This is a genomic window from Cryobacterium sp. AP23 (assembly GCF_054075385.1).
The window spans coordinates 71176-93128 of the sequence record NZ_CM133415.1; the positions used below are offsets into that span (position 1 = coordinate 71176).

Below are 21953 nucleotides of genomic sequence, written 5' to 3' on the forward strand. Positions count from 1 at the left end.
CGAGTCGGGAATCCTTCTAGGCCTCACCCTGCCAGGTGGCCCCACCTACGCCCTACGCGGCTTCTCAGTCCTGATTCACCTGATCCGCCGTCTCCCTCTCGGGAGAAGCGAATGCCTCATGGGTCGGAATGCTCCTGGTTTCGATGTCCTCCAACGTGCGGCCCCGAGTTTCGGGGACACGAGTCCGGACGAAAAAGACACCAAGAATGCAGATGGCACCGAAGATCGCGAAAACTGCGTCCTGGCTCATCAGCGCGGTCATGATCGGGAACAACAGCCCGACCGCGAAAGATCCGATCCAATTAAAAGACGATGCGATCCCAGAGGCCCTGCCGCGAATCGCCAGCGGGAAGATCTCTCCAACGAGCACCCAGGTGAGTGGGGCCCACGTGAACGAATAGGCTGCCACGTAGATGCTCAAGAACACCACGATCATCATCGGGTTCGCGTCCTCGATCACAGTGTTGAGAATCGCGGGCAGAAGGAAGGACACACCCATGATCGTGCCACCCACGGTCAGCAACAGGCGTCGGTTGAACTTGTCCGCGATCACCAGGAACAGCAATGAGCCGAGCACGAGGATTACGCCCTGGATGATCGGCCACAGCAGCGCCGAACTTGCGGCATTGCCGGTGGCCTTTTCCACGATCAACGGGATGTAATAGAAGATCGCGTTGGCACCTTGGAGCTGCTGGAACGCAGCGACACCGACACCCGCGATGACGAGATAGCGGTACTTGCCGTCGAATAATGTCGCGAGTGAGGTATTGCCAGCCGCCCGCTTCTCGATTTGCGCCGTTTCCTTGATCGAGCTGAGCTCGGCATCGATCTCGTCTGGGCGGCGAATGTAGTGAAGTACCGTGACTGCCTCGTTTTCCTTGCCGACTTTGACCAGAAACCGGGGCGATTCGGGCAACCGCAACACGCCCAGATACAGAATCACAGCCGGCACCGCGGCTGTCGCGAGCATCACTCGCCACGCCCACGCTTCCGGCAGATCCTTCAGCAAGAAATCCAAGATGTATGAGATCAGCATGCCCGAGACGATCATTGTCTGATTCAGGCCGGACAAGCGTCCGCGCAGCCGCGCGGGTGCAAGTTCGGACATGTATGCGGGTACTGATGCGGAGGCCGCGCCGACGGCCAGGCCCAAGAAGATTCGGGCGATGACCAGATAGATGACACCATCCTGCGGTGCCAGGCCGCAGAGAATTGATCCGAGTACAAAGACGACCGCTGCGGCGAGAATCATCTTGCGCCGTCCGAACTGATCGGAAAGCTGTCCGGCAAGAGCGCCACCAAAGATGGCGCCGAACATCACGCCAGAGGTCACCCAACCGATGACGGCGGCATCGTCGAGGCCCCAGTCGCTTTGCAGGAACGGCAGAGCTCCAGTCATGACTCCGATGTCATAGCCGAAAAGGATGCCTCCGAATGATCCAAAGAAATATATGAACTTGCTGTCGATCTTTTTTGCTTTTTCCATTTTGCACTCCGAGTGCGGGACTAGATTCAGCCCCTGTTGATCACTAGGAAGGATGGCCGGCCGGGACTGTCGTCTCGGGCCGATACCGTCGTGCCATCAGCGCGTCCTCGGCGACGACCTGAAGCGCGGCACATTGTGATGTGCTGAGTTTTGCTTCATTGCAGCTGTCCACTCGGAGACATGCCCTTCCCGGCTATGGGACTTGGATGCATCACGTGTGGGGTCTCAAGACCAAATGTGATCGATAACATCAAGCTGTTTCGTAGCCTACCTCTTGTTCCCAGGTCAAGGTCACGCTGACTTGGGGGATCGATCACCAGGACGTATCTCGAAGACGGCAACCTTGTCGCTGGCCGCGGCGAAGGCACCGGGATCGGCGCTGGGTACCAGCCCGATGCGGACGAAGAACTGAACGCCGTGGGGTACTTCGGTGGGGAACGCGGTCATCACGTGTCTGCGTGTCGCGGAGTCTGTGACCTCGATGAGGTCGACGTCCTCGTGCGCGCGGCCTTTGCTCAGCCTCCCGTGGCCGGCGGCCCGGGCGTTCTTGGCCCAGCTGGAGTTCGCGAGCCCGGCGATGACGTACCGTCTTCCGTTGACGGTCAGGGGCGAGACTGGCGTCGATCGCGGTTCACCGGTGGCGCGACCGGGGATCGTGATGATGTGGATGGTTCCGAGCGGCACGCCGAGGCGATGCAGGAACTTCACAACCCGGTTTGCTGGCTTCAGCCATCCGGGCAACGTGCTTGTGCCGGACATCTGCGGGCTCCTTCGTGGGGTTGACGATACGATTTCGCGTACGGGACCATCCCAGAACGATTACCTCCCATAATGGGATGATCCCATATCGGAGATATTATTTCGGAAGGTGTGAGATGTCCAGTCCTAACGGCGCGCGTATTCAGCGGGCGCTCCAGGGCGCGCTCGTCAACGCGGTACTCGGGAACGAGCGGATCGCGCGCGAATTCGGCATGCTCGTCACTGACCTTCAGACGTTGCACCTGCTCGTCCTGCGCGAAGACGTGCGCACGCCCAAGCAGTTCAGCCAGACCACGGGCCTACCCACGAGCACCGTGACGCGGGTCCTCGACCGGCTCGAAGCGGCCGGCTACCTGAGGCGCGCGCATGACCCGCAGGACCGCCGACGCATCAACATCGAACTCATCACCGCGAAGATCGCGCCGGTCATCAGCCGATATGAGGAGTACACCGACGCCCTTGACCGAACCAACGCCGAGTTCACGGAAGAAGAACTCGGCACCGTCGCCCGCTACCTCGAACAGACCAGCTCCACCTTCTGAATGATCACTGGCAGCAGCCGTTTCAGTGATCAAGACCTCCGCCGATCGGGCAGTGGTCCGGGACTAGCCACCTGGGAGAGGTGGACTAACGAGCTGGGAGCTCGAGTGAGAGCATGCGCAGGACTGCCCTTGCGAGGACGTCGGCGGCATTCACGGTCTCCTCGGCGGTCAAAGATTGCACGCTGCTGAGGACCGCCTGCATTGCCCCGGTCGCCGCAGTAAGGAGGGTGACGATCTGCTGCGAGTCGAGGCCTGGATTGCCGGCCTTGACCGCGGCGAGAACGTCCGTTTTCATCCTCAGCCCGAGGGCATCCGACGTCGGTTCGAGCAACGCGAACCGGCGGCCGAGCACCGCGGCGATTGCGGGCAGCTCAGTAGCCAGGCGTCCCGTGAGGCGAACGCTCTCGAAGAGCCGCGTGACCGGGTCTCCGCCCTCGGGGAGATGCTGGTCGAGCCAGTCAAGATAGGCATCCATCGCCGCTGAGACGGCCGCGTCGAACAGCTCCTCTTTGGACTCGAAGTGGTTGTAGAAGGAGCCGAGACCGACGTCGGCGAGATCCGTGACGTTCTTGATGCTGCTGCTGGGCGCGCGCCCATCTCGGATGAGTTGCTGGGCTGCGGAGATGAGAGCAGCGCGTGTGCGCCCTTTGCGACGGTCTTGGCGATCGGGCGACACGGACTGCGATGACATGCCGCAATTCTAGCACTCGACATCAGTATTGATGATTTCGTCAGAAACTCGGCTAGATTATCTGGACGCGTATTGAAATGAGTGGAGTTCCATGAGTAGGTCAAAGGATTCGGGTGAGAACCCGACGAGCGGGAAGAGTACCCGGAGGACTTTCTTGAAACGAGCCGGAGTGGGCGTGACACTCGTCGGCCTGGGAGCTCTCGGTGCGGAAGCGGCCCGCGGGGTGACCGTGCCGCCGGTGCCCGGTCGCACGACCACTGCATTCGCCGAGGCGGTTCGGGTCGACAACGTGACCATCGTCGAACCGAGCGACGGCGGCCTGCGCCGGGAACATTCGATTGTGATCCGAGACGGGCTCATCGAGGCTGTGCTGCTGGCCTCCTCGGCTCCGGTGGAGTCGTCGATGCGGGTCATCGCGGGACAGGGCCGGTACGCGGTCCCCGGTTACAACGACATGCACACCCATGTGCTGCAGGATCCGAACCCGGAGCTTGGATTCGCGCTCATGCTCGCTCAGGGCATCACGGGCATCCGCCAGATGGAGGGCTCATCGACGCTCTTGCGGTACCGCGCCGAGAATCGACTCGGTCTGAACGAGACAGCGCCACGGCTCCTGGGGCTTCCCGGCGATCTTCTTCTTCCCTTCAACGCAAATACTGTCGGCGGCGTCCGTGACGTAATCGCGCAGCAATGGGACGAGGGTGCCGACTTCATCAAGCTGGTGTTGACCGACCCAGAGGTCTTCACCGCCGCCATCGAGGCTGCCCACTCGAAGGGTTTGCGGATTGCCGGCCACATGCCGCCGCCCGTGCGCCTCGACACCGCCGTAGAGAACGGCTTCGACTCGTTCGAGCACCTCGGTACGGGGTTGAGCGTGTTTCTCACGATGTCAGCGGATGCCGAGAAGCTGTGGGCGAAGCAGCCGACGGGGCTCCCGTTCCCGTCCTGGGCGGTGAAACTCCCGTTCGCCGGTGCCGCCTTCGATGCCTTCTTGAAGGGTGGTTTTCTCGGGCCTGCTACCAACTCCACCAACGCCGAGCAGCTCCTCACGCTTAAGGAAGCGTTCGCCACGTACTCCGAGGATCGAGCCGCGGAACTGGGCGGAGCGTTTGCCCGCAAGCAGGCATGGAACACTCCGACGCTCGTCGGCATCCGCACCAAGTACCGACTGGATGATCCCGAGTTCGTCAACGATCCCTGGCTGCAGAGGATTCCCCTCGCTCAGCGCGAGGCGGAACTGGCTGAGATCGAGAAGTTCGGCTCGACGCCGCAGGAGGATCTCGACATCTTCCACGAGTACTACGACCGAACCCTGCAGACCATCGGGATCTGGGCGAAGGAGGGAGCGCCGATCATGACCGGCACGGACAACAACGGCAAGGCTGCCGGCACAACGCTTGCGCTTGAGTTCCGCGAGCTCGAGCGCGCAGGGCTCACCCCGCTTGAGATCCTGCGGGCGACGACGACGGCTCCAGCTGCTTACCTCGGGCGGACAGACATAATGGGTCGAATCGACGCGGGCATGAGCGCCGATCTCGTGCTGCTGGACAGAAATCCGCTGGAGTCAATCGACAATCTCAGTTCCATCTCGATGGTTTTCCGCGATGGGCACGACTACACGTCGCAGCAGCTGTGGGCTCGCGTGGAGGAGCTACTCGCGGCACAGCTCAGCTAAGCGCGCATCCTCAAAGCGGGGGCGCGATACTACTGTTGCCGTATGTTCACAAACGATCCGCTGCCCGACCACCCCGCTCCGGATAACCCGTCAGGGAAGCTGATTCTCCTGCGCCACGGGGAGACGGAGTGGTCGAAGGATGGCAAACACACTGGACTCACGGACATCCCTCTCACAGCCCGGGGAGAGGAACTTGCGCGCGGCGCGGGCAAGTTAGTGGCCGATTACGATTTCTCGCTCGTGCTGACGTCCCCGCTGCAGCGTGCGCGGCGAACTGCTGAGCTCGCGGGCCTGGATGCCGAGGTCGACCCGTTTCTGTTGGAATGGGACTACGGCGGGTACGAGGGGCGTACGACGCGCGAGATCCGCGGCGAGCTCGGCTACAACTGGAGCGCCTTCACCCACGGCGTAATTCGTGGTGACACGCCCGGTGAGACGGTCGAGGAGGTCGCCGCCCGCGCATCGCGGGTGCTCACGCGCGTGCTGCCCGCGATGGCGGACGGCGATGTCGCCCTGATCGCGCACGGCCATTTCCTGCGCATTTTGACGGCCGTGTACCTGAGGTTGGCCCCTCGGTTCGGTGCTCAAATCACCCTGGATGCGGGTTCGGTCTCCGTGCTCAGCTATTACCGCGAGCAGCCGGCCATCTTGTCGTGGAACTACGGGGCCGAACTGCCCATGGAGCCCTCAGAGTCCTAAGACGCGACCCCGCCCATGGTCCGATTTCTCAGCGCACCCGCTGCGCGGTGAACTGCATGCGCGGGTGAGCGTAGAAGCCCTGAGCCTGCACGAGCTGCAGTTCTCGCTCGCCGGATTCATGCGTCAGTTCGATGAGGTCGAACACGCTGGACGCGGTGCGCTCCAGTGCCACAGCGGCGTCTCCTGTCGCGCGGTAGTGCGCGGAGAAGAGCGCCGCCGTGACGTCGCCCGAGCCGTTCGCCTTGAACGGCAGATGGGGAGTCTGCACGATCCACGCGCCTGCAGCATCCACGGCCAGCATCTCGATGGTGCCGGGCTCGCGGTCGGGGCGCTCCACGCTCGTCACGAGCACAGTGCCCGGGCCCATCGCCCGGGCGAGATCGACAGAGGCGAGCGTCGAGTCCAGCGTCGTCGGCTCGGTTCCGGTGAGGAATCCCAGTTCGAATTGGTTCGGCGTGATGATGTCGGACACGGGGACCACACGATCCCGCAGCAGATCGGGGATCTCGGGCGCCACGAAGCATCCGGACTTGGCGTTGCCCATCACGGGATCACACGCGTAAATGGCCGAGGGGTTCGCTGCCTTCACCCGCCGCACCGCATCGACGATGACGTCGCCGATCCCAGTGCCGCCCTGGTATCCCGAGAGCACCACGTCGATCTGGGGGAGTACGCCACGTTCCTCGATGCCGAGGATCACATCATGCACATCCTCGGGTGCGATGAGGGATCCGCGCCACGCGCCATACCCGGTGTGGTTGGAGAAGTTCACCGTGTTGACCGGCAGCACCTCGACCCCGATGCGCTGGAGGGGGAACACGGCCGCTGAGTTGCCAACGTGACCGTGAGCGACGGCCGACTGAATAGAGAGAATCTTCACGACCTCAATCTTCCTCTCCTCGAGCAGTCCCGGCCGCCGAGGCGATGGATCTCTATGGGGCGGCGGGCAGTCCGCGGGATACGGACCTTCTCCGTGCCTTCTAGGAGGACCTGTGATCCTTGGTTCTCGAGGACCCGCCGGCGCTTCACAGCCGGCGGGCCTGCTCGATCATGCGCGTTCCACCGGGAGCCATAGCTCGCAGGTGGCCGTGCTGAAGTCGTCGGCGCGGTCGAGGACCGCGACGATGGATGGTCCCGGCCGAAGCCGCCACGGGTTCGATGGGAACCAGTCTGTCGCGGTGGAGGCCCATGCCTCCTGCAAGGCAGCCGGGTACTCGCCCTCGGTGTGAAACGCCGCCCACGTGCCGGCGCGAACCTCGATCGTGTCGAGATCGTCGGGCACCGGGGTCGTGTCCGTGACGGCGACTCCGTGCAGGTAGGTCAACTCGCTGCCCTCGGTGTAGTCCGGGTCGACGTCGGCGCTGACCTGGAGCAGGCCGGCCGGTTCGGTGTCGCTCAGCGCCTTGAGGCGTGCGTGGTCTGGCAGCGGCAAGGAGGCGATGTGGGCTTGAATGTGCGGGTTGACGCCCTCGTGGATGAGGGGCACGCGGGTGGCGTGGCCGATGAGGCGAAAAGCGGGCCGATCGGTGATGCGGGTGTCCATGGTGATGTTCCCTTCTACGGTCAGGCGGAACCTGAGCTGCGGTTGCGTTCGAAGGGGGCCGCCGTCTCGTTTGACGTCGCCGACACTGACGCCGTGCACCGATCGGAACGCTCGACCGAAAGCTTCGGTCGAACCGTAGCTGTAGCGCACCGCGATGCTCAGCAGGTCATCGTCCCCGAGAATGTCTGCCGCTGCGACCGACATGCGGCGTCGCCGGATGTACTCCGACAGCGGCATTCCGGCCAATGACGAGAACATTCGCCGGAGGTGGTACTCCGTCGTGCCGAGCTCGGACGCCAGTGCAGTCACATCGAGGTCCTCCTTCAGACGATCCTCAACCAGCTCGACCAGTCTGTTCAGCTCCGCGATCATGGCGCCTCCTTCGACACCCACACTTCCCGGTCGTCACGATCGACACCCTACTATCGCGGTCCGATCGGATCGTGTCCCTAATCATCACCCTGCCCGACCGCCGGCTGCCCGGTTTGCCAGGGCGCCTTGAATCAGTCAGCCGTTTACGAATGCGCTCACGGTCGAGGCCAGTCGGTCTCGTTCCGGGCCGATCCAGAAGATATGGCTTGGCGAGTTGACCTCGACGAGGACCGCCCCGGGAATAACGCTGGCGAAGTCCACACTGTGCACGAAGGCGACGCCGCGATCGTAACGAGACCCAGTCACGAGCGTCGGGCAGCGAACCGTCCCCAGTGCATTAAGGCGCGCATCGGCGTCACGTGATCGCCCCTGTCGGAGGTCGTTGATGAATCCTGAATCGGAGCGCATCGTGCGGAAGAGCTGGCGCGCCCGGCTCTTGTCGGCTGAATCCAGGCGGTGCCACCATTTCTCTGCGGGAAGCAACGAGAGTCGCGCCATCATGATTCGCAGTCCAGCGTCGCTGCGCACCAGTTGGCGGATGAGAGCCCACACCATTCCTTGCAGATAGGGAGAGAACAGTACGGGGCCAACAACAGACTCCGCGCGGGTGTCGGGGTAAGGCAAGACCGAGGGAGCGCAACTGTGCAATACCAGGTGTTGCACCCGCAGCTCGAGGTCCTGGGCGACGTGCACGGCCTGCAGTCCGCCGAAGGACACCCCGACCGTGGCCGCGATCACTGAGATTCCAAGTTGCTGACACACTTCGCGTGCCAGCGGCGTGAACTCCGCAGCCGTGAGAGGTCCGACACGGGTGCCGCCGTAGCCTGGGCGCGAGAACGAGACGATGCCGTACCCCAATTCGGTGTACAGGTCCCACCCGGTATTGACCCCGGCGGAGCAGTGCCCGCCGGGGAAGAACAGCACCGTCGTCCCGCGTCCTGGCACTAGGGCGACCTCGACGGGCCCCCCTGATGTTGAGACGATGCGGGTCTCGGTCATGCCCCCAGTGTGCCAGCGGTCGGACTGAATTTCAGTGGTGGAGGCAAGCTGCGCCGGGCCCCAGACGGTCCACCACCTTTACGCCCACGGGTCGTAGTCGACTTCCAGCGGGCCCTGGTCGGGACGGATCTCCGCGGGTACATGCTGCAGGTTGACGCGCACCCGGTACCAGAGTGAGCTCGAACCGCGCATGCCGTCGACCAGCACATCCGCGGGTTTGAGCGCTGCGACGACATCCGGATGCCGTGACTTCCAAGCGTCGAGGCCGGCGATGGCCTCCTCCTTGGTCTTCGCCCGGGCGACCTCCACGAGCGGCATGCTCGAGCGGCGCCGACCGGATCCATCGGGGGCCGCCGGCGCCTTCTCGGCGGGCCCAAGCCGCTCGCCGAGAGCCAGCAGCGCATCGAGGCTGCCGGATGCGTCGTCGATGCCGGCGGCAACATCGCCCTGATCGGCGAACCGCTGCAGCACCGTCTTGACCGTGAACTCCTCGGGGCGGCGGGTGCGCACCTCGTCCCAGTCGAGCGGCGTCGACACGCGGGCATCCGGCAGGGCGCGCACCGAGTAAGCGGATGCGACGGTGCGGTCCTTGGCGTTCTGGTTGAAGTCGACGAACACGCTCTCGCCGCGCTCCTCCTTCCACCAGTGCGCGCTCGCCAGGCCGGGTGCCCGGTTCTCGACCTCGCGGGCGAGGGACTCCGCGGCGAGCCGCACCGCTCGGTAGTCCCAGCGGGGGTCGATCCGCACGTTGATGTGCAGGCCGCGGGAGCCGCTGGTCTTCGGCCAGCCGACGAGGCCGTGGTCCGTGAGCACGTCGCGCACCACGAACGCGACGTCGACGATCTGCGCCCAATCGACACCGGGCATCGGGTCGAGGTCCACCCGCAGTTCGTCGGGGTGATCGAGGTCCCAGGCGCGCACGGGATGCGGGTTGAGGTCGACGCAGCCGAGGTTGATAACCCACGCGAGCGCGGCGGCATCCGTCACCACAACCTCCGCCGCCGAGGTGCCGGATGCGTAGTGCAGGGTGGTCGTCTCGATCCACGACGGCCGCGACTCGGGCGCCCGCTTCTGGAAGAACGCCTCCCGGTCGATGCCCTTGACGAAGCGCTTGAGCACCATGGGCCGGTCGGCCGCACCGCGCAGCGCGCCGTCGGCCACGGCGAGGTAGTACTTCACGAGGTCGAGCTTGGTGATGCCGGGCTTGGGGAAGACGAGCTTGCCGGGATGACTCACCCGCACCTCCCGACCGTCGATGTCGAGAGTGGTCGCGTCGTCCTTGGCCGCGTTCATGATGGGGATGGTACGCGCGGCGCCGGAAACGGGGGAGGGGCGCCCGTGGCGACGACAACGTGCGGGACTGGCTCCGGTGCCCTGACGCGACTACCGTGCCCAGAACTGGGTCGGAACCGAAACCGGCGCCGAACTCGGAACGACAATGAGAGTAGGAAAGGACAAGAACATGAGCCTCACTAACGAGGAGACGGCCAGCCCCGAAGAGATCGCGCAAGCGTTCTCCAGCCACCGCTTCGAGGAGGCCCTGCCGTATCTCGCCGACGACATCGTGTGGAGCCTCGTCGGTGACGAGCCGGTTCTCGGCCGCGACGCCGTCGAGAAACTCTGCCGAACGAGCGCCGCGCATCTCCTGGATGTGACCACCGAGTTCCAACGTTTCCGCACGGTCGTCGGCGGTGACAGCGTCGTGGTCGACAGCCTCGCTCGTTACACCGAGACCGGCGGAGACGTTTCAGTGGTGGCGTCCTGCGACATCTACGACTTCGACGACGGCCGCATCACCGAGATCGTCTCGTACACGATCGAGATCGACGGCTGACCCGCTCGCACACTGCAGGCTCCTGCAACACCGATCAGGCGTTCTCCAGCTCGGCGATCACGATCTTCTTCTGCTGCATCATCACCTGCATCTGCTCCGGGCGCCGGGTCAGCTCGCCCATGTTCGCGGGAATGATCTGCCAGCTGAGGCCGAACCGGTCCTTGCACCATCCGCACTGCTCCGACTCGGGCACGTGCGAGAGCCGCGACCAGTAGCGATCGATTTCCTCCTGGTCCGCGCAGGACACGACGAATGAGATCGACTCGTTGAAGGTGAAGACCGGCCCGCCGTCGAGGCAGACGAAGTCCACACCGTTCAGACGGAACTGGCCGTTCAGCACCTTGCCGGCCATGCCGACGAAATTCTCGTCGAGCGATTCGTCGGGATACTCGCCGATCGAGAGGATGCGGGAGTTCGGGAACACGTCGACGTAGTATTCCATCGCCTCGCGGGCCTGATTGTCGAACCACAGACACGGCTGGATGGGTGAGAGCTCGGCCACGGGAACCTCCTCGTTCGCACTGTTCTGGTGCGTCCAAGATATGCGGATGCGGCGCCGCTGGCGAGACCGCGGTGCGGGCGGCGCGGCTCGGCTGATTGGCTCAGGCGCGGGTGGCGTGAAGGCGTGGCGCCGTCCGAGGACGACGACGATTAGTGCGATGGCCACCAAGGCGAAGGTCGCCCAGGGAAGCGAGGCTGGTCCGAACGAGCTCAGCAACGCGCCCCCGAGAATTCCGCCCCCGGCGATTCCGATGTTCCAGCCGGTGACCATGACGGACTGGGCGGCATCCACAGCGGTGCCGGCTACGTTCATCATCGCGGTTTGCAAGAGACTCGCTGCACCGCCGAACGCCAGGCCCCAGGCGACGGCACTGGCGAACACGGCGACGGGGGAGTCCGCGACAAACCCGAGCGCGAGCATGGCCACCGCGAACAGCGTGGTGCTGCCGATCATCAGAGTGCGCAGGTGCCGGTCGATCAGGGCGCCGGTGATCACCAGGCTCAACAAGGACGCGACGCCGAAGACGAGCAGGACTGCGCTGACGGCGCTCCCCATGCCGACTGGAGCGAGGAACGGGGCGATGTAGGTGTACAGCAGGTTGTGGGCCGCGACGTAGAGCACCGCGGTGACCAATACCGGGACCAAGCCGGGCAGCGTGAACACGCGACGAATCGGCGTGCGATCGCCCTTCTCCTGCCCGGGCAACGCCGGCAGGACCACGATCGCCCAGACAATGACGAGGCCGGCAACCACGGCCATGGCGACGAAGGTGAACCGCCACCCGACAACGCTCGCCATCAAGGTGCCCGCCGGGGTGCCGATCGCCAACGCGATCGGGGTGCCGGCCAGAGCAATCGTTAGACCACGGCCGCGCTGTGCACCCGTGACCAGCCGGCCGGCAACGCCGGCGATGATGCCCCACAGCACCCCCGCGAACACCCCCGCGACGAAACGCGCCCCGAGCGTGAGGACGAAGCTTGACGAGAAGGCCACCACGAGGCTCGTCACTACATACCCGGCCAGTGCTGCCACGAGCAGATGACGGCGCGGCCACCCCATCGTCGCGGTGATGATCGGGATCGCGCCCACGATGGACCCGATCGCATACACCGACACGAACTGCCCGGCGGCAGACTCCGTCACCCCCAGTCCCGCACTCATCTGCGGCAGGATGCCCGCCGGCATGGTCTCCAGCATGATTGTCAGGAAGCCGGCTGCGGTAAGCGCGAGGAGGCTTCCCAACGGAAGGCGGGGACGACGCTGCGTCGCCTCGGGTGTGTGCTCTACTAGGGTCATAACCCTACAATGCATGGTTGACACTAATGTGAAGGTCAAGCCGCACGGCGAACAATCTTCAGGAGGCCCCGGAATGCGCATCGGTGAACTCGCGAAACTCTCGAACACCCCCACCCGCTCACTCCGCTATTACGAGGAGCAGGGACTCATCGTCCCCGAGCGGCTCGAGAACGGGTACCGCGACTATGGCCCCTACCTGATTGACCGAGCCGTACAGATTCGCGGATTGATCGATAGCGGAATCTCGACCAAGATCATCGCCCTCATCCTTCCCTGCCTGGACAAGCCCAGAGGCATCGTGCCCGAAGACATCCAGCCCGAGCTGATCGCTATCCTTCGTGACGAGCAAGAGCGGATGACGCAGCGGATTGACTTCCTTACTCGCAACCGGGACGCCATCGCCACCTATATCGCGGCGGCGGACGAGGCGCTCGCGCGGCGCACCGCCGGCTCCTCGGCCGCATAACTCCACCCACTCGCGAAGGGTGCGGAATATGATCCCGCCATGGACATCAGCGAGAACGACAACAGCGCAGTCGAGAAACCGTCCACGGGTGCTGCGGCACAGGGCGATGCCGCTTGGGCGCTTCCGGACGCCATGACCGGCCGGGCAAGCCCCGCGAAGGCCGCGGTCGGCGACAAGCCTGTCTTCGACTACATCGCCAGCCTGCCGCAGCCGCAGCGGGGCATCGCGGAAGCGGTCGATGCGCTGGCCGCCCAGACGCTGCCCGACCTCCGGCGGTCCGTGAAGTGGGGCATGGCCTACTACGGGGTCGGCGACGGGTGGTGCTTCAGCTCCGGCGGCTTTGCCGGCCACGTGAAGCTCATGTTCATCAATGGTGCGGCGCTCGATCCGGTCCCGCCGGTGACGCCGGTGGGGATGGGCAAGTCCACGCGGGGTGTGGAGCTCGAATCCGTGGACGATATCGACGAACGCCAGATCGCGGCATGGATGACACAAGTCGCGTCCGTGCCGGGTGTCGGGGGCAAGAAACGCTGAACCTTTGCAGCCAAAGGGCATTACGCTGTGGATGTTCCCGACCGAAGGATCACCGTGTCTCTCCACTTCGAGCATTCCCCGCAGAACCACATTCCGAACGCAGATGAGCCGTCCGTCCCGGAGATCGAGGTCGACCAGACCATCGCTCCGCGTCCGGAGGAAGAGATCGCCGACGCTCTGCGGGCGAAGCCAGACCTCGACGATCACAGCGAGCATCGAGTGCGGACACCCCCGGCTCCGCGGACGAAATAGCCCGGACGCACACCTCCGAACTGCCACGTTCTGGTGTGCTTGATCGACGTACCATGCTGGCATGGCATCCACACTGACGCCCTACTTGAGCTACGCCGACGCTCCCGCCGCAATCGCCTGGCTGGAAGCGATCGGTTTCGTGGTGGTCACCCGTCAGGATGGTCCCGCCGGTAGAGTCCTGCACTCTGAACTTCGGATGGGCGAGGCCGTTGTCATGCTGGGGAGCGACGACAGTGACTATGTTGTCGCTCCGCTTGTCGGGACATCCACCGGGGCAGGCCTGTACATATTTGCTGAGGATGTTGACCGGCTCTATGCCGCCGCAGTCGAAGCCGGCGGCGCATCGGTGTTCCCGCCCGAGGACACCGAGTGGGGCGCCAGACGAGCTCGCGTTCTGGATCCAGGCGGGCGGGAGTGGAGCTTCGGGTCGTACGAACCCGGAGCCGGGTAGCAGAACACCCCGCCGCAAACCCCGCGTGAATTCGTGCGGGGTGAGCCGCTGTCGGTTCCGCTCGACTTTCAGGACGGAACGCGGGTTGAGGGTGTACCGTCTGAATTGGCTGGCTGACCAGCTGTGTGTAATTCTTTGCCCCCAGACCTCGGGTGATGGCTGTTTCCATCAATAGAGCCCGCCAGGTGCGGTCGGCGGGCAGATCGGCACTTGAGTTCCCATGAGAATCAATAAAGTCCATATCGACGGGCAAACGTTCGTCCTCGCCTCCGGCGAAGATGTCGCTGGGTTGAAGACCCAAATCATCTCCGCCTGCCAGGGCGGAAAGTCCGCCTTCGTCGATTTCGAGTCCGTGGGGCGTGGACTGATCTCGGTGCTGATCACCCCCAATCTGCCGGTGCGCTTTGAAACCTTCGAGCGCAGTGAAGAGCAGATGCGGGAGTGGGAGACGGCACCGCCCTCGGTTTCCGACGAGCAAAACATGGACTTGGACGCTTATCTGGACGGTCATTACTAGGGGCAGTGTGCCGACGTTATCCTCTGAGCTCGCCTCACAACCGGCCCAGGCCTGGGGATGGCTACGCCATCCGCAGTCCGGGGCCGGCACGCCAAGCTGACCTCGGCGACACGCTATTTCGAGGTGCGCCTAGCCGAACGGCACGGCACCGACAAGCACGCCGACGAACAGCATCACCAGCGACACCACGCAGGCCCGCCAGAGCACCTTCTTGTGGTGGTCGCCGAGGTTCACGTTGGCGAGTGAGACCAGCAAGAGAATCGCCGGCACCAGCGGGCTCTGCAGGTGGACGGGCTGACCGATGATCGAGGCGCGGGCCATCTCCACCGGGTCGATGCCGTAGGTCGCCGCGCTCTCGGCGAGCACCGGCAGGATGCCGAAGTAGAACGCGTCGTTGGACATGAAGAAGGTCATGGGAATGGAGAGCACGCCGGTGATGACCGCCAGATATTCGCCCATCGATGCCGGCACGACCTGCACGACCCAGTCGGCCATGGCCGTGACCATGCCGGTGCCGTTCAGCACGCCGACTAGGACACCGGCGGCGAGCACCATCGAGACGACGCCGACGATGCTGGGCGCGTGCGCGACGATCTCGTCGGCCTGGCTGCGCAGCTTGGGGAAGTTGATCGCGAGCGCCACCGCCGTGCCGACCATGAAGATGTACGGCAGCGGCATGACATCGATCACGAGCAGCACCATGACGGTGAGCGTCAGCGCGAAGTTGACCCAGATCAACTTGGGCCGCAGCGTCGGCCGGTCCGCGCTAAGCATGGTGTCGGCCATCGCCGTGTCGCGCTCGTCCTCCAGCGTCAGCTGCTCGGCCAGGGTCGGCCGGCCGGCCGGCATCCGCTGGCCCGGGCGCACCGTGAGGATGCCGGTGGTGGAGAGCGTTGCCGCTGCTCCGGGCCGCACATCCGTGCCACGCACGACGCGGTTGCCGCCGAAGAGGCCGCGCCAGAAACCGGGACCCGTCGTCTGTGCGGCCTCCGCCATCGCGGCGGGGGAGCACTCGAGGGAGCCGAGGCGCTTGCGCTCGGCCAACCCGAGGAACCAGGCGAACGCCAGCGCAACGATGAGGCCCGTCGCGAGCGACGGCAGCATCGGCACGAAGATGTCGGTCGGCGAAACGCCGAGCGCCGAGGCGGCCCGCACGGTGGGTCCGCCCCACGGCACGATGTTGAGCGTGCCGTTCATCAGGCCCGCCACGCAGGTGAGCACCACCGGGCTCATGCCCATCCGCAGGTAGATCGGCAGCATCGCCGAGGTGGTGATGATGAAGGTCGTGGACCCGTCGCCGTCCAGCGACACCGCGCCGGCCAGGATCGCCGTGCCCAAGACGACCTTGGCCGGGTCGTTGCCGAGGAAGCGGGTGATGAAGCGGATGAGCGGATCGAAGAGCCCGACATCGATCATGATGCCGAAGAACATGATCGCGAACATGAGCAGCGCCGCCGTCGGGGCGAGGTCGCCGATCGACTCGATGATCATGTCGCCGAGCCCCAGGCCGGCGCCGGCGAAGAGGCCGAAGATCGTGGGGACGAGGATGAGGGCGACCATCGGCGTGAGCCGCCTGGTCATGATGAGCACCATGAAGGTGAGGATCATGGTGAATCCGAGTATGACGAGCACATCGACTCCTTTGTCTATGTCTGGATGGTGCGGCCGAGTCGGGCGATCCCGATCGGCGAGGTCCGCCGAAGCGGATGGCGATGAGTGTGAAGCCTAGACAGGCCGCAGGCGCCGCATCCGGTAGATCGCTTTGCTGCACGTATTGCGCATATCGTTAGTTGTGCGCATTGTGCTCGATGCGCCGGGAGGAGGCGAGGATGCGGTTCTCGACGCAGATGCTGCTGCTGCAGCTCGCCTGCGTGACCGTCGTCGTCGCGATCTGCACCGGCGTTTTCATCGGGATCGGCGTGCAACAGCTGCGCGCCGAGGCCGAGACCTCCGCGCTGTCGATCGCCCGCACCGTCGCCGCCGACTCCGATGTGCGCGCCGGTGTGGCCCGCGCGTCCGCCGACAGCGGGTCGCCCACGAACGCGAGCCTCCGGGGCGGACCGCTCTCCGTTCTCGCGGCAGCGGCGGAGGACAACACCGGCGCACTGTTCATCGTCATCACCGATGATCACGGCATCCGCCTCGCCCACCCCGACCCGCAGATGCTCGGAGCGGTGGTCAGCACGGAGTTCGCTGAAGCCCTGGCCGGCCGCGAGACGGTGTCGTGGGAATCGGGCACCCTGGGCGAGTCAGCGCGCGCGAAAGTTCCCGTCCGCGACCCCAGCACCGATGAGCCGGTGGGTGAGGTGAGCGTCGGGTTCGCCCCGAGCAGTGTGTTCAAGGAGCTTCCCCTGCTGCTGGGCGGCGTCGCGCTGGCTGCCGGCATTGCCCTCGCCCTTGGCGCTGTCGTGTCGTTGATCATCCGACGCCGCCTCGAGCACCTCACCCTCGGCCTGCAGCCCGAGGAATTGTCCGCGCTGGTGCAGAACCAGGCCGCGGTGCTCGACGGGGTCGGGGATGGGGTGCTCGCCTACGGACCGGACGACGTCGTGACCGTCGCCAACGCGACGGCCGCCCGACTGCTCGGCATCCCCGACCTGGTCGGACGCCGCATCCGCGACCTGCCCCTGCCCGCGCCGGTGATCGCCGCCCTGGCCGGCGAGCGTGCACCGCTGTCGCCGGGGGAGCGGCGAACGGATGCGGCCGATCCGGTCGTGCTCGCCGACCACGTCGTCTACATCGACACCCACCCGGTGTCGCACGCAAACCAGGACCTCGGTCTGATCGCGGTGATCCGCGACCGAACCGACATCGTGAACCTCACCGATCGCCTGGAGACCGTGGCGTCGATGACCGACGCCCTTCGAGTGCAGCGCCACGAGTTCGCGAACCGCCTGCACGTGACGGCCGGTCTGATGGACGCCGGCCGCGTGCCCGACGCCCGGGACTACCTCGACGAAGTGTTGGAAGCCTCCCGCACCCCCGGAGGTTTGGCCGCCGGCGAGCACCTGACCGAGCCGTTTCTGGTGTCCCTGGTGGAGGCCAAGGCCGCGCAGGCCGGTGAGCGCGGCGTGGACCTCACGGCGGGGCCGGATTCGTTGGTGCGCGGGGTTGTCACCGCGCCCGCGGAGGTGGCCACCGTGCTCGCCAACCTCGTTGACAATGCGGTGAGCGCGGCGGTTCTTGGCGCGGAGCCGCGGTGGGTGGACGTTGAATTGCTCGACGACGGCGACACCCTCGTGATGACCGTGTCCGACTCCGGGCAGGGGGTCGCCGACGAGGCCCGCGTGTTCAGCGACGGGCAGCGAGCCAACCTGGACCCGGACGCGGTGCACGGGCGGGGCATCGGTCTGCCGCTGGTGCGCGACATCGCCGCGCGTCTGGGCGGAGAGGTGTGGCTGGCCGACGCCGGCGGCAGCGACGGGAGCGGTGCCGTGTTCTGCGCCCGACTGCCCGGGGTCATGCGCGCGCCGGACCATCCGACACAAGGAGAAGAACGATGACCGAGACAATTTCCGTGCTGGTCGTCGACGACGATTTCCGCGTCGGCGGGCTGCACCGCGACATCGTCGATGCGTGCCCCGGCTACACTGCCCTCGAGCCGGTGCGAGGCGTGCGCGCCGCGCGCGCGGCGGTGCGCGACCTGCAACCCGACCTCGTCATCTGCGACGTCTATCTGCCCGACGGTGACGGGATCGCCTTCGTCGCCGAGATCGACGTCGACGCGTTCATGATCAGCGCGGCAGCGGACGGCGCCACCGTGCGCCGGGCACTGCGGGCCGGCGCCCTGGACTACCTCATCAAACCTTTCGAACCCGCGCGGCTGACCGAGCGGCTGGAGGCCTACCGCCGGTTCCGCACCCTGGCCGCGGAGGACCGGCAACTCGACCAGGACGCCATCGAGAAGGCTCAGCGGGTGCTGCACGGCCGGGACGGGGGAGTCGCATCCGGCTCGCGGTCCACGACCGAGAAGCTGCTCATCGACCTGCTCCAGGACGGTGAATCGTCCGCGAGCCTGATCGCCGACCGGGCCGGGCTGTCCCGCGCGACAGCGCAGCGGCACCTTGCCGCGCTGGCCACCCGCGGTGACGTGGACGTGACCCTGCGTTACGGATCGACGGGCCGACCCGAGCACCGGTACAGCGTCCGGCGCTGACGCAGGCGCAAGCCACGTTGCGCGCACCGGAGCGAAGCCCTCTCCTGACTCCGAGTGTGATCGCCCCTGTCGGCGTATGCCCAGGTATTCCTCAGACGGGGCCGTCCTTGAGAATGGAGAGGTCACACAACGTCGACCGGGTTCGGTCGGGATCCTCTCGTGACTCCCGAGTTCAACCGGAAGGCCTCCGTGGCAATTGAAGATCCCCGCCCCACTAAGGATGCGGCACGCGCCCTCACACGGCGCCCCGTGCGCGAGATCGTGTACGTCAAGGGGTGCATGCCGCGCTGACCGCGGCCTTCCCCGGCTACGATCACGGCGAGAGCGGCTACAAGCGGATCACGTTCGCGTTGTTCGCAGCGGGCTTCGCGACGTTCTTGCAAGTCTTCGATGCTCAAGCCGCGCTGCCCGCGATCAGCACCGAACTCGGTATCGCCCCGTCGACCGCCGCACTAACTGTCTCTGCGACGACCCTGGGCATCGCGGCCTCCGTTATTCCCTGGGCGGCCGCCTCCGACCGTTTCGGTCGCGTGACTGTGATGCGTATCTCGCTGGTCGCGGCCTCGGTCGTCGCCCTGGTCGTGCCGTTTCTGCCGACTTTTGAGGCGGTCGTCATCGGACGAATCATCCTCGGCGTCGCGCTCGGGGCAGTGCCGGGGATCAGTGTCGCCTATATGACCGAAGAACTCGTCCGGTCTCGCGTCTCGATCGCGGCAGGACTGTTCGTCGCCGGCAACACCTTCGGCGGTATCTGCGGACGCCTCATTGCCGGCCCCCTCTCCGAATTGATCGGCTGGCGGCCCGCGCTGTTCACGGTCGCTGTCATTGCCGCTCTCATCGGGGGAGCGGGGTGCGCTCTTCTCCCGCGGGCGCGCGGCCATATCCGCGGCCGCGCGCAGGCCCATCCATTGCACACGAGAATCCTGTTCAATCTCCGCGACCCCTACATGCTCGGCCTCTACGCCCAGGGGTTTCTTCTGATGGGCGCCTTCGCGATCGTCTACAACTACCTGGGCTTCCGCCTCGCGGCCTCACCATTCGACGTGCCGGCAACGCTCGTCAGCCTGATGTTCGTCGCCTATCTCGCAGGAACGATTGCCAGTCGAACGTCCGCACGGCTCGCTGTCCGCTTCGGGCATGCCCGGATCATCGGCGTCGGCATCGCGGTCATGGCCATCGGCGCGGTGATGACCACGGCGTCGGACCTCGTACCGGTCCTCGGAGGACTCGTGATCTTCACGATCGGGTGTTTCAGCGCCCACCCCGTCGCAAGCGGTCTGACGGGTCAAGCGGCGCAACTCGGGGTCGCTCAGGCGACGGCCCTGTACCAGCTGTCGTGGTTGGGAGGCACCGCACTGTTCGGCTGGATCGGCGGCACGGTGTTCGAGGAGGCAGGCTGGCCTGCCACGGTCGGATTCGTTGTGGGGCTCTGCGGAGCGGCGGCCGGAGCAGCGTTGATAGGTCTCACCTTGATGAGAAGCCGTCGCCCCGCGCCACCCTCACGGTAGTGAAGAACCGCCTACCCGGCGGTACATTACGGCGCTGAATAACCGTTTCGGCCACGGCGACGTTGATGACCCAAGCGGCACCCATGAGGATGGTCCTGGAGAGCTCGTCCTCTGACCCGAAAATGAGGGAACCGGGGATGAGGACAACGGCCTGGGTGCCGGCGCCCATGGCTATCGCGTAGGCGCGAGTCATCCAGGCGCCGTGCTCAGCGAACTTATGCCGCATGATCGCGCGAATGCCGAGCAGGATGCTGATGGCCATCGCCGCGCCGAAGAGAAGGCGGAGCCCCGACAATGCGAGCCCATCGCCGGCGGGGCGAGGGTAGAACGCCGCCATCCACATGCCAGACAGGGCCGTGAGCAGTCCGGCCGGAATGAGGATGCGGCCCGCCATGCGGTGCCACCCATTTCTGCCACGGCGCAGAGCGGGAACGAACTGGGACGCGCCAAGCAGGCTGAAGATGGTGACGCTCACGATGTGGGTGACCACGGGGATGGGGGAGTCGAGGAATCGCGCGTTGTGCACCGTCGGTACGCCCCCGCCGGTCAGCTCGCCAAGCCGTGCCGCACCCGCGAGAACGGGGATGAGGCTGAGGAGAATGAGGCCGGTGGGCGCGAGCCAGATGGATCCGCTGGTCCTGGACGCCCGGGTCGGGGCGGTGCTTGTCGTCATGATGCATCCTCCTCAGTAGTGACGTGTTCCGGGGACCAATCGATGGCGTGGCTACCCAGGGCGTTGATCGAGATGAGGGTCATTCCCAGGTCACCTACCCGCCGAATCATCCCGTGGAGAGCGGCTTGATCAATGATGGGTCCGGTGAGGGTGGTGAATCCGTCCACGCCGGTCGTGAGCGCGAAGCCCTCGAACCAGTCGCTCCATCGTGAATCGAGTTGCCCGGCGAGGCGGATTTCATACTGGTTCATTTCGCGGCGCGGTCGAGATCTGTCGTGATCGCGCGGTCACGTCGTGCGGCGCTGCTCGTGCGCTGGTCGGACCAGAGCGAGTAGCCGAGCCAGATCAGGGCGAGGCCCATGGGTATGGCGGCCAGGCGCTCCAGCGTGTGGGGGAGCAGCGCGCCGGCGATGGGAGTCATGGCAGCGGCGGCAACCAGCAGGATGCCCGCTCCGCGCGACAGCACCCGGGCCCGGATGAGGGCAATACCGAAGAGCAGCGCGCCGAGCACGTAAAGGAGGCCGCCGACCTGGGGAAGTGCGGCGAGTGGGCCGAGGTCGGTGACGGGCGCGTATCGACCGAAGAGACCGACGAAGTCCACGGAGACTTGGGGAGCGTCGGCCGTGAACAGGGGAGCAATGAAGGCTTCCGCGAAGTTGAAGGCCGCCTGCAGAATGAGGAAGAAGCCGAACATCAGGTACCCGATGAGGCCCAGAATCCCGAACTCCTTCACTTGCCTGAGGTAGATGCCGGTGATTCCGACGAGAGCGAGTATCGCCTCCGTGAAGCTGACGATGTGCACGGCCACCCACTGTGTTGTGGACAGGGATGCGACGACGTCGGCGGGGTGGATGAACTGGATGATGATGTAGGCAAGACCTGCGAGGGCGGCGGCTACAGCGGCCCCGCGGGTCAAAGTGGATGTCGAAATGGTCATGGTGTGCTCCTCTGCGTCCGATGGCCCGGGGTGCCCGGGCATATTCAGAAGCTACGGATCA

At 65.4% G+C, this 21953-nt stretch carries 23 protein-coding genes; 11 read left to right on the forward strand and 12 right to left on the reverse strand.

All coding sequences use genetic code 11. The features are described from left to right. Window positions 1-64: 64 nt before the first annotated feature. Both ACU5E9_RS00335 and ACU5E9_RS00340 read right to left on the reverse strand, forming a co-directional pair. On the reverse strand, window positions 65-1486 hold the full coding sequence (locus ACU5E9_RS00335; protein ID WP_456811664.1) for a sugar porter family MFS transporter: 1422 nt from the start codon (window positions 1484-1486) through the stop codon (window positions 65-67). Between the two features lie 291 nt (window positions 1487-1777). Continuing rightward, window positions 1778-2245: a nitroreductase/quinone reductase family protein gene (locus ACU5E9_RS00340; protein ID WP_456811665.1), complete on the reverse strand. Its 468-nt coding sequence runs from the start codon at window positions 2243-2245 to the stop codon at window positions 1778-1780. A 116-nt stretch (window positions 2246-2361) separates the two neighbouring features. Here ACU5E9_RS00340 and ACU5E9_RS00345 point away from each other — a divergent pair, with 116 nt between their 5' ends. Then, window positions 2362-2787: a MarR family winged helix-turn-helix transcriptional regulator gene (locus tag ACU5E9_RS00345; RefSeq protein WP_456811666.1), complete on the forward strand. Its 426-nt coding sequence runs from the start codon at window positions 2362-2364 to the stop codon at window positions 2785-2787. A gap of 85 nt (window positions 2788-2872) precedes the next feature. Here ACU5E9_RS00345 and ACU5E9_RS00350 read toward each other — a convergent pair whose 3' ends face one another. After that, a complete protein-coding gene (locus tag ACU5E9_RS00350) occupies window positions 2873-3478 on the reverse strand; it encodes a TetR/AcrR family transcriptional regulator (protein WP_456811667.1) in 606 nt (201 codons plus the stop codon). A gap of 169 nt (window positions 3479-3647) precedes the next feature. Between ACU5E9_RS00350 and ACU5E9_RS00355 the strand changes: the two genes are divergently transcribed. Beyond that, the gene (locus tag ACU5E9_RS00355; protein WP_456811668.1) at window positions 3648-5153 is read left to right on the forward strand and encodes an amidohydrolase family protein; all 1506 of its coding nucleotides are present in this window, start codon (window positions 3648-3650) and stop codon (window positions 5151-5153) included. A gap of 42 nt (window positions 5154-5195) precedes the next feature. Further along, window positions 5196-5852 (forward strand): histidine phosphatase family protein, encoded by a 657-nt coding sequence (locus ACU5E9_RS00360; RefSeq protein ID WP_456811669.1) that lies wholly within the window; start codon window positions 5196-5198, stop codon window positions 5850-5852. Window positions 5853-5880: 28 nt separating this feature from the next. Here ACU5E9_RS00360 and pdxY read toward each other — a convergent pair whose 3' ends face one another. The 4 genes from pdxY to ligD all read right to left on the reverse strand — a co-directional run bounded on the left by pdxY (window position 5881) and on the right by ligD (window position 10059). After that, window positions 5881-6732, reverse strand: coding sequence for a pyridoxal kinase PdxY (pdxY, locus tag ACU5E9_RS00365; protein WP_456811670.1), 852 nt, complete (start codon window positions 6730-6732; stop codon window positions 5881-5883). Window positions 6733-6900: 168 nt separating this feature from the next. Continuing rightward, window positions 6901-7767: an AraC family transcriptional regulator gene (locus ACU5E9_RS00370; RefSeq protein WP_456811671.1), complete on the reverse strand. Its 867-nt coding sequence runs from the start codon at window positions 7765-7767 to the stop codon at window positions 6901-6903. 135 nt (window positions 7768-7902) lie between these two features. Continuing rightward, on the reverse strand, window positions 7903-8766 hold the full coding sequence (locus ACU5E9_RS00375; protein ID WP_456811672.1) for an alpha/beta fold hydrolase: 864 nt from the start codon (window positions 8764-8766) through the stop codon (window positions 7903-7905). Between the two features lie 78 nt (window positions 8767-8844). Then, window positions 8845-10059, reverse strand: a complete 1215-nt coding sequence (gene ligD / locus ACU5E9_RS00380; protein ID WP_456811673.1) for a non-homologous end-joining DNA ligase — start codon at window positions 10057-10059, stop codon at window positions 8845-8847. 169 nt (window positions 10060-10228) lie between these two features. On the opposite strand from ligD, the gene ACU5E9_RS00385 reads away from it, so the two are divergent. Continuing rightward, window positions 10229-10600 carry a nuclear transport factor 2 family protein gene (locus ACU5E9_RS00385; RefSeq protein ID WP_456811674.1) on the forward strand — a complete coding sequence of 124 codons (372 nt, stop codon included), beginning with the start codon at window positions 10229-10231 and terminating at the stop codon, window positions 10598-10600. 34 nt (window positions 10601-10634) lie between these two features. Here ACU5E9_RS00385 and ACU5E9_RS00390 read toward each other — a convergent pair whose 3' ends face one another. Beyond that, window positions 10635-12398 (reverse strand): MFS transporter, encoded by a 1764-nt coding sequence (locus ACU5E9_RS00390; protein WP_456811675.1) that lies wholly within the window; start codon window positions 12396-12398, stop codon window positions 10635-10637. A 13-nt stretch (window positions 12399-12411) separates the two neighbouring features. Here ACU5E9_RS00390 and ACU5E9_RS00395 point away from each other — a divergent pair, with 13 nt between their 5' ends. The 4 genes from ACU5E9_RS00395 to ACU5E9_RS00410 all read left to right on the forward strand — a co-directional run bounded on the left by ACU5E9_RS00395 (window position 12412) and on the right by ACU5E9_RS00410 (window position 14618). Beyond that, entirely contained in the window at window positions 12412-12864 is a 453-nt protein-coding gene (locus ACU5E9_RS00395; protein WP_456811676.1) for a MerR family transcriptional regulator, read from the forward strand. Window positions 12865-12903: 39 nt separating this feature from the next. Beyond that, window positions 12904-13398, forward strand: a complete 495-nt coding sequence (locus ACU5E9_RS00400) for a DUF1801 domain-containing protein (RefSeq protein WP_456811677.1) — start codon at window positions 12904-12906, stop codon at window positions 13396-13398. Between the two features lie 313 nt (window positions 13399-13711). After that, window positions 13712-14101, forward strand: coding sequence for a VOC family protein (locus ACU5E9_RS00405; protein WP_456811678.1), 390 nt, complete (start codon window positions 13712-13714; stop codon window positions 14099-14101). A 220-nt stretch (window positions 14102-14321) separates the two neighbouring features. Further along, a complete protein-coding gene (locus tag ACU5E9_RS00410) occupies window positions 14322-14618 on the forward strand; it encodes a hypothetical protein (RefSeq protein ID WP_456811679.1) in 297 nt (98 codons plus the stop codon). A gap of 129 nt (window positions 14619-14747) precedes the next feature. Here the strand turns inward: ACU5E9_RS00410 and ACU5E9_RS00415 are convergent, their stop codons facing one another. Continuing rightward, a complete protein-coding gene (locus ACU5E9_RS00415; RefSeq protein WP_456813468.1) occupies window positions 14748-16226 on the reverse strand; it encodes a CitMHS family transporter in 1479 nt (492 codons plus the stop codon). 221 nt (window positions 16227-16447) lie between these two features. Here ACU5E9_RS00415 and ACU5E9_RS00420 point away from each other — a divergent pair, with 221 nt between their 5' ends. From ACU5E9_RS00420 to ACU5E9_RS00430, 3 genes are all read left to right on the forward strand, one after another. Beyond that, window positions 16448-18121, forward strand: a complete 1674-nt coding sequence (locus tag ACU5E9_RS00420; protein ID WP_456811680.1) for an ATP-binding protein — start codon at window positions 16448-16450, stop codon at window positions 18119-18121. Further along, on the forward strand, window positions 18118-18774 hold the full coding sequence (locus ACU5E9_RS00425) for a response regulator (RefSeq protein WP_456811681.1): 657 nt from the start codon (window positions 18118-18120) through the stop codon (window positions 18772-18774). The genes ACU5E9_RS00420 and ACU5E9_RS00425 overlap by 4 nt, the downstream gene beginning before the upstream one ends. Before the next feature lie 275 nt (window positions 18775-19049). Further along, complete coding sequence (locus ACU5E9_RS00430; protein WP_456811682.1) at window positions 19050-20282, forward strand: MFS transporter; 1233 nt, start codon at window positions 19050-19052, stop codon at window positions 20280-20282. Here the strand turns inward: ACU5E9_RS00430 and ACU5E9_RS00435 are convergent. From ACU5E9_RS00435 to ACU5E9_RS00445, 3 genes are read right to left on the reverse strand one after another with little or no spacing between them, the layout of a single operon-like run. Next, window positions 20239-20955: a DUF2306 domain-containing protein gene (locus ACU5E9_RS00435; RefSeq protein ID WP_456811683.1), complete on the reverse strand. Its 717-nt coding sequence runs from the start codon at window positions 20953-20955 to the stop codon at window positions 20239-20241. The two genes, ACU5E9_RS00430 and ACU5E9_RS00435, sit on opposite strands and share 44 nt — an antisense overlap. Next, a complete protein-coding gene (locus ACU5E9_RS00440; protein WP_456811684.1) occupies window positions 20952-21206 on the reverse strand; it encodes a hypothetical protein in 255 nt (84 codons plus the stop codon). Before ACU5E9_RS00440 ends, ACU5E9_RS00435 begins: the two co-directional genes overlap by 4 nt. Beyond that, window positions 21203-21892: a hypothetical protein gene (locus tag ACU5E9_RS00445; RefSeq protein ID WP_456811685.1), complete on the reverse strand. Its 690-nt coding sequence runs from the start codon at window positions 21890-21892 to the stop codon at window positions 21203-21205. Before ACU5E9_RS00445 ends, ACU5E9_RS00440 begins: the two co-directional genes overlap by 4 nt. Window positions 21893-21953: the final 61 nt, after the last annotated feature.

Excerpts from the sequence above, each read along its gene's own strand:
- ACU5E9_RS00335 (WP_456811664.1), bottom strand. The coding sequence starts at position 1,486 with ATGGAAAAAGCAAAAAAGATCGACAGCAAGTTCATATATTTCTTTGGA.
- ACU5E9_RS00340 (WP_456811665.1), bottom strand. The coding sequence starts at position 2,245 with ATGTCCGGCACAAGCACGTTGCCCGGATGGCTGAAGCCAGCAAACCGG.
- ACU5E9_RS00345 (WP_456811666.1), top strand. The coding sequence starts at position 2,362 with ATGTCCAGTCCTAACGGCGCGCGTATTCAGCGGGCGCTCCAGGGCGCG.
- ACU5E9_RS00350 (WP_456811667.1), bottom strand. The coding sequence starts at position 3,478 with ATGTCATCGCAGTCCGTGTCGCCCGATCGCCAAGACCGTCGCAAAGGG.
- ACU5E9_RS00360 (WP_456811669.1), top strand. The coding sequence starts at position 5,196 with ATGTTCACAAACGATCCGCTGCCCGACCACCCCGCTCCGGATAACCCG.
- ACU5E9_RS00370 (WP_456811671.1), bottom strand. The coding sequence starts at position 7,767 with ATGATCGCGGAGCTGAACAGACTGGTCGAGCTGGTTGAGGATCGTCTG.
- ACU5E9_RS00375 (WP_456811672.1), bottom strand. The coding sequence starts at position 8,766 with ATGACCGAGACCCGCATCGTCTCAACATCAGGGGGGCCCGTCGAGGTC.
- ligD (WP_456811673.1), bottom strand. The coding sequence starts at position 10,059 with ATGAACGCGGCCAAGGACGACGCGACCACTCTCGACATCGACGGTCGG.
- ACU5E9_RS00385 (WP_456811674.1), top strand. The coding sequence starts at position 10,229 with ATGAGCCTCACTAACGAGGAGACGGCCAGCCCCGAAGAGATCGCGCAA.
- ACU5E9_RS00390 (WP_456811675.1), bottom strand. The coding sequence starts at position 12,398 with ATGACCCTAGTAGAGCACACACCCGAGGCGACGCAGCGTCGTCCCCGC.
- ACU5E9_RS00395 (WP_456811676.1), top strand. The coding sequence starts at position 12,412 with ATGGTTGACACTAATGTGAAGGTCAAGCCGCACGGCGAACAATCTTCA.
- ACU5E9_RS00400 (WP_456811677.1), top strand. The coding sequence starts at position 12,904 with ATGGACATCAGCGAGAACGACAACAGCGCAGTCGAGAAACCGTCCACG.
- ACU5E9_RS00405 (WP_456811678.1), top strand. The coding sequence starts at position 13,712 with ATGGCATCCACACTGACGCCCTACTTGAGCTACGCCGACGCTCCCGCC.
- ACU5E9_RS00410 (WP_456811679.1), top strand. The coding sequence starts at position 14,322 with ATGAGAATCAATAAAGTCCATATCGACGGGCAAACGTTCGTCCTCGCC.
- ACU5E9_RS00415 (WP_456813468.1), bottom strand. The coding sequence starts at position 16,226 with ATGATCCTCACCTTCATGGTGCTCATCATGACCAGGCGGCTCACGCCG.
- ACU5E9_RS00420 (WP_456811680.1), top strand. The coding sequence starts at position 16,448 with ATGCGGTTCTCGACGCAGATGCTGCTGCTGCAGCTCGCCTGCGTGACC.
- ACU5E9_RS00425 (WP_456811681.1), top strand. The coding sequence starts at position 18,118 with ATGACCGAGACAATTTCCGTGCTGGTCGTCGACGACGATTTCCGCGTC.
- ACU5E9_RS00435 (WP_456811683.1), bottom strand. The coding sequence starts at position 20,955 with ATGACGACAAGCACCGCCCCGACCCGGGCGTCCAGGACCAGCGGATCC.
- ACU5E9_RS00440 (WP_456811684.1), bottom strand. The coding sequence starts at position 21,206 with ATGAACCAGTATGAAATCCGCCTCGCCGGGCAACTCGATTCACGATGG.
- ACU5E9_RS00445 (WP_456811685.1), bottom strand. The coding sequence starts at position 21,892 with ATGACCATTTCGACATCCACTTTGACCCGCGGGGCCGCTGTAGCCGCC.